The sequence below is a fragment of the Paenibacillus sp. P4_E11 genome, from assembly GCF_056401635.1.
This window is the reverse complement of record NZ_JBFUIX010000368.1, coordinates 1-2,066: the sequence shown is the minus strand read 5'-3', so window position 1 is coordinate 2,066 and position 2,066 is coordinate 1. Positions and strand designations below refer to the sequence as shown.

The 2,066-nt window shown below is 47.6% G+C and carries 2 protein-coding genes and 1 pseudogene; 1 reads left to right on the top strand and 2 read right to left on the bottom strand.

Annotation, left to right across the window (positions count from 1 at the left end):
• Positions 1-785, bottom strand: a 785-nt coding sequence (locus AC1DWB_RS34090; RefSeq protein WP_477545509.1) for an extracellular solute-binding protein, incomplete at its 3' end; no start/stop codon positions are given.
• A gap of 178 nt (positions 786-963) precedes the next feature.
• Here AC1DWB_RS34090 and AC1DWB_RS34085 point away from each other — a divergent pair.
• Complete coding sequence (locus tag AC1DWB_RS34085; RefSeq protein WP_477545508.1) at positions 964-1,671, top strand: FadR/GntR family transcriptional regulator; 708 nt, start codon at positions 964-966, stop codon at positions 1,669-1,671.
• Between the two features lie 48 nt (positions 1,672-1,719).
• Here AC1DWB_RS34085 and AC1DWB_RS34080 read toward each other — a convergent pair.
• Positions 1,720-2,066 (bottom strand): annotated as a pseudogene (locus tag AC1DWB_RS34080) (MFS transporter); the annotation flags it as partial.

Below are 2,066 nucleotides of genomic sequence, written 5' to 3'. Positions count from 1 at the left end.
GTAGAACGTAATCTCCCCTCGCCAAGGTGAACCAGATCTCCGAATACAAGAGGATGTTGGGAGTAACCTGTACGAGAATAATTCGAATACCCATAGGCAAATGGGCAATAGACCAGATCGTTGCGAGTCGATAGTGYTTCATAGACTGCGATTGGGTTCCAACGGAATACATCAGCCGTACATAGAGAAGCCAACTCTCGCAAATGATCTAATGCTGCCGTTCCAACATCCCGGCTAACTACCGTATCCGGCTGTTGGAATGGTTCCTCGCCAAGAGCCAAACATATCATATAGAAATTCATTAGGCTGTCGATGGGGATTGCCGGTATGGCTACGTACCCCTTGCGAGCGAGCATAAGCAGCTCATCCCATGTATGAGGYAGCTGCAGATCATAGTGTTGCAACAAATCAGGTCTGTGTGAGGATACCGGCGTAGCCGCATCGATCGCTAATGCCGTCTGTACCCCGCCGAAGTTGTAGCTTGCATGAGACATCCCAACACTGTTCATAGCTTGATCTGCAAGGTAATCAACAGATAGATGTTCATCTAGTGCGACCAGCACCTTCTTCTCTGCGGCGAAGCCAGYCCACGGATGATCGATGACAAGCAGATCGTAATTGTCGATCAAGTCCTCAAGTGGCTTATCTGCAAACTCCTGCAAGGATCGCTTCTCCCAGACGATCTCGATACCAGGATGAAGCTCTGCGAATCTTTGACTTGTCGCTACCATGGGCAAATAGCCTCGTGTGTGGTTCCAAGTAATACCTTTTAACCTTATCATCATGCTACCCTCCCAATTACATCTTGGTACTCTGGTAGTACCACAATATGCAAATTGCTCCATACTCACTGCGATGTGGTATAATAAATTAACAAACCGGTCTTCTGGTGCTACCACAAAGCCAGATTACCATGCTTTACGCAATCCCACAACACATTTTTCATACAAGGAGAACTGCACAGTGGTTGACATTAAGGCGGTCAAGAAAATAACGGTTACCGAACAAATCATGGAGCAAATAGCTCAACTTATTCGCTCTGGCCAGCTTCAACCTGGCGAGCAGCTACCGAACGAGCGTGATCTCGCCGAGCAGTTCGGCGTTACCCGCGGGCGTGTGCGTGAAGCGCTTCGTGCCTTATCACTGATCGGACTGATCTCGATCAAAGCCGGAGAAGGCAGCTTCGTGAATAAACAAGAGGAGCCGATCCGATCCGATACGATCGTGTGGATGTTCCATAATGAGCTGAACAATCTGGACGAAATATATGCCGCTCGTAAGCTTATAGAGACGGAAGTGTACATCTCCGCTGCAATTCATGCCTCGTCTTCACAACTAGCGAGCTTGTCCAGGCAGATGGATGAGCTGATCCGAGTATCTCCAGATTTTTCACCAGAACGATTCCTTGCGCAATTAGACGAATTCGATCTGCATATCGGCGAAATATGCGGCAATCGTATCTATGCTAAGCTTATGCAGACCATCGTCCACCTTCGTCGGGAAACTAATCTCAGGCTTCTTGAAGTACCCGGTGCTATCGACAATAGCTTGCAAACCCGTAAGAACATCATCGCAGCACTCAATACGAAGCAAGAGCTTGTCGTCCGTGATGCAATGCAGCAGTTTTTCGCGAGCTCCAAGCAATTTTACAAACAGATTGGCGATGAATAATGGGGTTCACGACCATCTATGTATGATTGATGTCTTTTCACTTTAGCATTATACCGGTTCACTGACCGTCTGTGGGGCTTTTTTGCCAAAAGAGTATAGATAGAGGATCGCACTTGCTACGACAACCAAGCTTACAATGAGAATAAGATTGCTGTATAGGTAGGCCCGCGAGTCCGATATGAATGGATGGAGCGGGAATGCGAATAGATCCTGCTCGATCAACTTGGCGACTAGTGCGGTCACGACTGCTCCGGAAATGGTCGATGTCATATTGAACAGACCCATGCCGATACCAATCTGATGAGTGGGTAATATTTGCGTTACACTTTCCGTAAGAGCCGTCTGGACGAAGGAAAATCCGATGTACATCATAATTAAGGCGATCCCTATAAACC